This window comes from Rhodoferax sp., assembly GCF_023701345.1.
GTDB lineage: Bacteria > Pseudomonadota > Gammaproteobacteria > Burkholderiales > Burkholderiaceae_C > Rhodoferax.
In genome coordinates this window covers 1-7,788 of record NZ_JAMPXE010000141.1, presented here as the reverse complement: position 1 = coordinate 7,788, position 7,788 = coordinate 1, and the positions used below count along the sequence as shown (strand labels likewise).

7 protein-coding genes are annotated in these 7,788 nt (G+C 58.5%); 5 read left to right on the top strand and 2 right to left on the bottom strand.

Going from position 1 to position 7,788, the window contains the following annotated elements; genetic code table 11:
- On the bottom strand, positions 1-338 hold a 338-nt coding region (locus NDI87_RS15120), incomplete at its 3' end, for an NUDIX domain-containing protein (protein WP_296276267.1).
- Between the two features lie 163 nt (positions 339-501).
- Here NDI87_RS15120 and NDI87_RS15115 point away from each other — a divergent pair.
- The 4 genes from NDI87_RS15115 (at position 502) to NDI87_RS15100 (ending at position 6,198) form a co-directional block, all read left to right on the top strand.
- Positions 502-2,160, top strand: a complete 1,659-nt coding sequence (locus NDI87_RS15115; protein ID WP_296276265.1) for a Re/Si-specific NAD(P)(+) transhydrogenase subunit alpha — start codon at positions 502-504, stop codon at positions 2,158-2,160.
- An 18-nt stretch (positions 2,161-2,178) separates the two neighbouring features.
- Positions 2,179-3,588, top strand: coding sequence for a Re/Si-specific NAD(P)(+) transhydrogenase subunit beta (gene pntB / locus NDI87_RS15110; protein ID WP_296276263.1), 1,410 nt, complete (start codon positions 2,179-2,181; stop codon positions 3,586-3,588).
- Between the two features lie 168 nt (positions 3,589-3,756).
- Positions 3,757-5,430, top strand: a complete 1,674-nt coding sequence (locus NDI87_RS15105) for a long-chain-fatty-acid--CoA ligase (RefSeq protein WP_296276262.1) — start codon at positions 3,757-3,759, stop codon at positions 5,428-5,430.
- An 18-nt stretch (positions 5,431-5,448) separates the two neighbouring features.
- Positions 5,449-6,198, top strand: coding sequence for a 5'-methylthioadenosine/adenosylhomocysteine nucleosidase (locus NDI87_RS15100; RefSeq protein WP_296276261.1), 750 nt, complete (start codon positions 5,449-5,451; stop codon positions 6,196-6,198).
- Here the strand turns inward: NDI87_RS15100 and corA are convergent, their stop codons facing one another.
- On the bottom strand, positions 6,199-7,185 hold the full coding sequence (gene corA / locus NDI87_RS15095) for a magnesium/cobalt transporter CorA (RefSeq protein ID WP_296276260.1): 987 nt from the start codon (positions 7,183-7,185) through the stop codon (positions 6,199-6,201).
- Positions 7,186-7,524: 339 nt separating this feature from the next.
- Here corA and raiA point away from each other — a divergent pair.
- The coding region (gene raiA, locus NDI87_RS15090) for a ribosome-associated translation inhibitor RaiA (protein ID WP_296276259.1) at positions 7,525-7,788 on the top strand (264 nt) is incomplete at its 3' end.

The window sequence follows — 7,788 nt, the reverse complement described above, 5'->3', positions numbered from 1 at the left end:
ATGCCCGTGTCCAGACTGCGCCCCGCTTGCAAGGCGCCCAGCGTGCCGCAAAACGCAAAGCGCAGGTAGGTGATGTCTTCCTGCGCATGATCGGCGGTGGCCGGGCGTTGAAAGCGCGACATGTAGATCCCGAGCAAATGCGTCGGTGTAAACAGATGCATGGTTTCTTCGAGCGCCTCGCGGGCACAGCCGTCCACCAGGCGCTCTCCTTGGTCGAGGTGGCCGGCCGGGTTATTCAGGCGCAGGCCCTCGGGGGTGTGCTCTTCAACCAGCAGGAATTTGCCATTGTGTTCAATGATTGCCGCCACGGTGGCGCTGGGTTTCCATCGGATTGTCATGGCCGGATTATCGGTAACTTGCCGGGTTGCGCCCAGACCGGGATCAGCTGACTCGTTGAGGTGGATCAAAGTACGGGCTTGTCGTAAATCAAAAAAGTGTAAAAACTGAGGTAAGCTCCTGCGGTTCAAAGAACCTGCCAATCATCTTACGAGGAGACGCTTCATGCAAGCTGGTGCCACCACTCAAGGCTTATCGGAAAAATCCGTCGTTCCATCCCCCACATCATCGACTCAAACCGCGCAACGCATTGGCGTGCCGCGTGAGGTTTTCCCGGGAGAAAAACGCGTGGCCACGGTGCCGGAGGTGGTGGAAAAGCTGATCAAGCTGGGATTTTCAGTTGCCGTCGAATCCAGTGCAGGCGATGCCGCGAATTGTTCCGACGACACCTACCGCGCTGCGGGCGCGACGGTGGCCGAGTCGGCCGCCGCCCTGTGGTCCGGCTCCGACATCGTGTTCAAGGTGCGACCACCGTCCGCCGACGAAGTCGCGTTGATGCGCGAAGGGCAAATCCTGATCGGCTTCATCTGGCCCGCACAAAACCCCGATTTGATGCAGCAACTCGCCGCCAAAAAGGTGACCGTGCTGGCCATCGACGCGCTGCCACGCATGCTCAGCCGTGCCCAGAAGATGGACGCCTTGACCTCGCAGGCCGGCGTCGCCGGCTACCGCGCCGTCATTGAAGCCGCCAATGCCTTTGGCCGCTTCTTCAACGGCCAGATCACGGCCGCGGGCAAGGTGCCGCCGGCCAAGGTCTTTATCGCCGGCGCCGGCGTCGCCGGTTTGGCGGCCATCGGCACAGCCGCCGGGCTGGGCGCCATCGTGCGCGCCAACGACACTCGTGCCGAAGTGGCCGACCAGGTCGTTTCCCTGGGCGGCGAATTCGTCAAGGTCGATTACGAGGAGGAAGGCTCCGGCGGCGGCGGCTACGCCAAGGTCATGAGCGAGGGCTTCCAGCAGGCCCAGCGCGAGATGTACGCCAAGCAGGCGCGGGAAGTGGACATCATCATCACCACCGCGCTGATCCCCGGCAAACCAGCGCCCAAGCTGATCACCGCCGAGATGGTGAAGAGCATGAAGCCGGGCAGCGTGATCGTCGACATGGCGGCAGAGCAGGGCGGCAACTGCGAACTGACCGAGCCCGGCCAGTCTGTGGTGAAGCACGGCGTCACCATCGTCGGCTACACCGACCTGGTCAGTCGATTGTCCAAGCAGTCGTCGACGCTGTACGCGACCAACCTGTTCCGTCTTACCGAGGAACTGTGCAAGACCAAGGACGGCATCGTTGACGTCAATATGAAAGACGACGCCATCCGTGGCCTGACCGTCATCAAGAATGGGGAAGTGACCTGGCCGCCGCCGGCGCCTCAGCTGCCGCCGCAGCAGGCCGCCAAGCCGGCCGCCGCCGCGCCCGCTGCCAAGAAGAGCAGCCATGGTCACGGTGCCGCCAGCGAACCCATGGCGGGCAGCAAACTGGCCATCATGTTTGGTGTGGCGGCAGCGCTGTTCTGGCTCATTGGCGCCAGTGCCCCGAAAGAATTCCTGGCGCACTTCACCGTGTTTGTGCTGGCGTGTTTTGTCGGCTACATGGTGGTCTGGAACGTCAAGCCCGCCCTGCACACGCCACTGATGAGCGTGACCAATGCCATCAGCAGCATCATTGCGATTGGCGCCCTAGTGCAAATCTCGCCCATCACCAGCGCCATGGAGCGGCCCAACAGCCTGATCACCTGGGTGGCGGCCGCGGGCATTGTGCTCACGGCCATCAATATGTTCGGCGGTTTCGCCGTGACCCAGCGCATGCTGGCAATGTTCCGTAAATAAGAAAAAGGAGCCAACAGCATGTCTTCAAGTCTGGCCACGGTTGCATACATCGGCGCAACCATTTTGTTTATTCTGAGCCTGGGCGGCCTGTCCAACCAGACTACCGCCTTGCGCGGCAACCTGTACGGCATGATCGGCATGACGATTGCCGTGCTGGCCACAGTGATGGGCCCGCAAGTGACGATGGCCGGCTTGCCCTGGATCATAGGCGCCATGCTGATTGGTGGTTCCATCGGTTTATATGCCGCGAAAACCGTGCAAATGACGCAAATGCCGGAACTGGTGGCCCTGATGCACAGCATGGTGGGTCTGGCAGCGATGCTGGTGGGTTTTGCCACCTACATCGACCCGGTCGCAACGGCTGCAGTCACGGGTGCGGCCCGGACCATTCACGAACTTGAAATCTACGTGGGTATCTTTATCGGTGCGATCACTTTCTCGGGTTCGGTCATTGCCTTTGGCAAATTGTCCGGCCGGGTCAGCGGCAACCCGCTGCTGCTGCCAGGGCGGCACTGGCTCAATCTGGCGGGCTTGTTGCTGGTCATTTACTTTGGTCGTGAATTTTTGCAGGAAGATGCCGGTCTGACACCGCTGATCGTGATGACCGTGCTGGCCCTGCTGTTTGGCGTGCACATGGTGATGGCCATTGGCGGCGCCGACATGCCCGTGGTGGTGTCCATGCTCAACAGCTATTCGGGCTGGGCGGCCGCCGCCACCGGTTTTATGTTGTCCAACGACCTGCTGATCGTGGTGGGCGCCCTGGTGGGCTCCAGTGGTGCCATTCTGTCGTACATCATGTGCAACGCCATGAACCGCAGCTTCATCAGCGTGATTGCAGGCGGCTTCGGCACCACCAGCGCCAAGCCCACGGCTGCCGCGGGCGGTGAGCAGCCGGTTGGTGAAGTGACGCCTGTTTCGGCGCTGGAAACGGCTGAATTGCTGCGCGAAGCCAAGAGCGTGATCATTGTGCCGGGCTACGGCATGGCGGTGGCACAAGCCCAGCACACGGTGTTCGAAATTACCAAGCACCTGCGTGAAAAGGGTGTCAATGTGCGCTTTGGCATTCACCCGGTGGCGGGGCGCATGCCGGGTCACATGAACGTGCTGCTGGCCGAGGCCAAGGTGCCCTACGACATTGTGTTTGAAATGGACGAACTCAATGACGATTTCCCGGCCACCGATGTGACTATGGTGATTGGGGCCAACGACATCGTCAACCCCAGTGCCCAGGATGACCCGAACAGTCCGATTGCCGGCATGCCGGTGCTCGAGGTCTGGAAGTCCAAGACCTCGATCGTCATGAAACGCAGCATGGCCTCCGGCTATGCCGGCGTGGACAACCCGCTGTTTTACAAGGAAAACAACCGCATGCTGTTTGGCGATGCCAAGAAAATGCTCGATGAAGTGCTGACCGCATTGAAGGCCTGAAGCGCTCACAGACCCATCTGAAAGAGGCCCAAGCGGCCTCTTTTTTTGATTGTTTTGCAGAGCGTGAAACCGGCTGGAGTTTGCAGTCTAATTAGGGAAAACACAGCTTACAGAAACTGACAATCGGGCGAAAATCCGGTTTTAAATTCAATACGTGGAGCATCAATAATGACCGATCGCATCTGGCTCAAGAGTTATCCCCCGGGTGTGTCCTCTGATATTGATGTGAACCGATATGCCTCCATGGTCGACATGATGGAGGAGAGCTTCAACAAGTTTGCCGATCGGCCTGCTTACAGCTTCATGGGCAAGGAGCAAAGCTACAGGCAGGTGGATGAATTGAGCCAGACCTTTGGCGTGTATCTGCAAAGTCTGGGCCTGGTCAAGGGCGACCGGGTCGCCATCATGATGCCCAATGTGCTGCAGTATCCCATTGCCGTGGCAGGAATACTGCGGGCCGGTTACACCCTGGTCAACGTCAATCCGCTGTACACGGCGCGCGAACTGGAGCACCAGCTCAAGGACTCGGGAGCCAAGGCCATCGTGATTCTGGAGAACTTTGCCGCCACACTCGAGAAATGTCTGGCTGCGACACCGGTCAAGCACATCGTTTTGTGTGCCATGGGCGACCAGCTGGGCCTGCTCAAAGGCGCCCTGGTGAACTACGTCGTGCGCAACGTCAAGAAGATGGTGCCGGTGTTCAATTTACCCAGCGCGGTGCGCTTTAACGCAGCCATTGCCAAGGCCAGCAGTGGCAGTTTGAAAAAAGTGGTCATCAAGCCGGATGACGTGGCCGTGTTGCAGTACACCGGCGGCACCACCGGTGTCTCCAAGGGTGCGGTGCTGTTGCAGCGCAACCTGGTGGCCAACCTGTTGCAGACCGATGACTGGTTCAGGCCGGCTTTGGAAAAAATACCGGAAGGCGAGCAAATGAATGCGGTGTGTGCCTTGCCGCTGTACCATATTTTCGCCTTTACAGTGGCCATGATGCTGTCCCTGCGCATTGGCGGCAAGCTGATCCTGATTCCTAATCCGCGTGACTTCCCAGCCGTACTGGCCGAGCTGGCCAAGCACAAGATACATTTCTTTCCGGCGGTCAATACCTTGTTCAATGGCCTGGCCAACCATCCCGATTTCGGCAAGGTGAACTGGAGCAGTCTGCTGGTGTCTGCGGGGGGGGGGACCGCCGTGCAAAGTGCCGTGGCCAAACTCTGGCTGGAGAAAACGGGCTGTCCCATCGTTGAGGGTTATGGCCTGAGCGAGACCTCACCCATTGCCACGGCCAACCCGGTGACCATCACGGAATACTCAGGCTCCATCGGCCTGCCAGTGCCCGGCACCTGGCTCAAACTGATCGATGATGGGGGCAATGAAGTGCCCGTGGGCCAGTCGGGCGAGATTGCCATCAAGGGCCCGCAAGTGATGGCTGGCTACTGGCAGCGCCCCGATGAGACCGCCAAAGTGATGACTGCGGACGGTTATTTCAAATCCGGTGACATTGGCGTGATGGATGCGCGTGGCTACTTCAAAATCGTCGACCGCAAAAAAGACATGATTCTGGTGAGCGGTTTCAACGTCTTCCCGACCGAACTTGAAGACGTGGTCTCACAAATGGACGGCATCCTGGAGTGCGCCTGCGTGGGTATGCCGGACGAGAAAACCGGCGAGGCGGTCAAGCTGGTCATTGTCAGAAAAGACCCCGACGTCACCGAAGAGCAGGTGCGTGCTTATTGCAAGAAAAACCTCACCGGCTACAAACAGCCCAAAGTGGTTGAATTCCGCTCCGAATTGCCAAAAACGCCGGTTGGCAAGATTTTGCGGCGTGAGCTGCGGGGTAAATAGCATGGCCGGGGTGCGCCCTTGACGCTGGCCATCATGAGCGCCCTGCTGGATGAGCAGCGGGGCTTGCTGGAGCAACTGGTCAACCCGCAGCGCGTCAGGCGTGCCGGTCGCACATTCTGGTGCGGCCAGTGGGCCGGGCAGGAGGTGGTGCTGGTACTGTCCAAGGTCGGCAAGGTGGCTGCAGCCACCACCACCACCGTGTTGATTGAAGCGTTTGATGTCAAACGTGTGGTGTTCACGGGTGTCGCTGGGGGTGTCGGCGCTGGCGTCAAGGTGGGTGACGTGGTGGTGGCCGAGGCTTTCATCCAACACGATCTGAACTCTGCCCCGCTTTTTCCGCGTTATGAAATACCGCTGTATGGGCGCGCAACGCTTGATTGCGATCCAGCGCTTTCTGCGGCTTTGTTGGCTGCCACCCACCTTGGCCTGGCTGGCGTTGGCGACCATTTCCATCGCAGCTTGCTGCTGGAGGCGCCTGTCGTTCACCGCGGCCTGATTGCCAGTGGTGATCAGTTTGTCTGCGACCCCTCGGCTGCCGCGCTCATGCGCGCTGACTTGCAGGCCGCAGGCCATGAACCCCTGGCTGTCGAGATGGAAGGTGCGGCGGTGGCGCAAGTGTGTCATGACTACGGGGTGCCATTTGCCGCCATGCGCACCATTTCAGACCGTGCAGATGCCCAGGCGCACCTGGATTTTTCTGCTTTTGTGACCCAGGTGGCCAGTCCTTATGCCCTGGCTGTGCTTGGCCAGTTCATCAAGCACCAATAGCTATTTGAGCCAGCCGCGTTTTCTGAAGTACCACATGGGCACCAGGGCGCTGGCCAGCATCAGGCCCAGGGCGTAGGGGTAACCCATGGCCCAGTCGAGTTCGGGCATGAACTTGAAGTTCATGCCATACAGGCTGGCAATCAGGGTAGGCGGGAGCAGCGCCACGCTGGCCACCGAAAAAATCTTGATGATCTTGTTCTGGTTGATGTTGATGAAGCCGACCGTGGCATCCATTAAAAAGTTGATCTTGTCAAACAAAAACGCGGTATGGGAGTCGAGCGAATCGATGTCGCGCAGGATTTGCCGCGCATCCTCAAATTGATCGCTGTTGAGCATCTTGGTGCGCATCATGAAGCTCACGGCACGCCGGGTGTCCATGGCGTTGCGCCGAATGCGGCCGTTCATGTCTTCATGGCGCGCAATGGCGCCCAGCACCTCACCGGCCAGCGCATCGGTCACATCGCCTGATAGCACCTTGGCGCTGGCTTTTTCCAGCTCATCGTAAATTTCTTCGAGCGTGTCAGCTGAATACTCGGCATCGGCGTCAAACAGTTTGAGCAATACTTCCTTGGCGTCTTCAATCAGGCCGGGGGCGCGACGGGCGCGCATGCGCAGCAGCCGGAACACCGGTACGTCCTCATCATGGATCGAGAACAGGACGCCCTTGCTTTTGAGTTCGTCGTTGACCAGGTTCAGGATAAACGCCACCCGGACCGTGTGCGGGTCAACATCGTCGGCGACCAAAAAGTCGCTGCGGATGTGCAGTTCGCCGTTGTCTTCCTTGTAAAAACGAGCCGATTCCTCAATGTCCTCATCCATCGCATCTTCGGGGATCGAGAGCCCAAAGTATTGTTTGATCCAGCGTTTTTCTTCCAGTGTGGGCGACTCCAGGTCAACCCAGATCGGCTGGAAACGCGACAACTCTTCAAGAGATTCGATCTCTTCCTGAAACAGGCGGCCGTTGGCAAGGGTGAAAATATTGAGCATGCGCTCACTCCCAAAAGAGGTAGATCATGAAGCGTTATGTCGGGTGGGTGGTGTTCAAGCCCAAGACGCTTTGGCGAGATGAAAACCAGCGACAGGGGGCGTTTATGCGCTGCGCGACCAGTCAAAATGCAGTCATTCGATCATGAAGATTATCGCATTGCAGCAGCTCTTGCGCCAATGACGTGACCCGCAAGACCGGAGTATGTTGCATTGCATCATGAAAAATGAATTGCAAATTGCGCCAAGCCGGGGCATAGTCAGTGCCATGGCTTGACAACTCTTTTTTTCGGTTGCCAGCGTCGTTGGCAGCTTTCTCACCCAAGAACTTAGGAGGCTTTTATGAACTTGACGATCAGCGGTCACCATTTGGAGGTAACCCCTGCTTTGCGCAGTTATGTGACAAGCAAGCTGGACCGGATCAAACGGCATTTTGACCAGGTGGTGGATGTCAAGGTGTTGTTGACCCTGGAAAACATGAAGGAGAAGGAACGCCGGCAAAAAGCGGAATGCAATATTCACATCAAGGGCATCGAGCTGTTCGCTGAAAGTGCCCATGCCGACCTCTATGCCGCTGTCGATGAGCTGGTTGATAAACTTGACCGT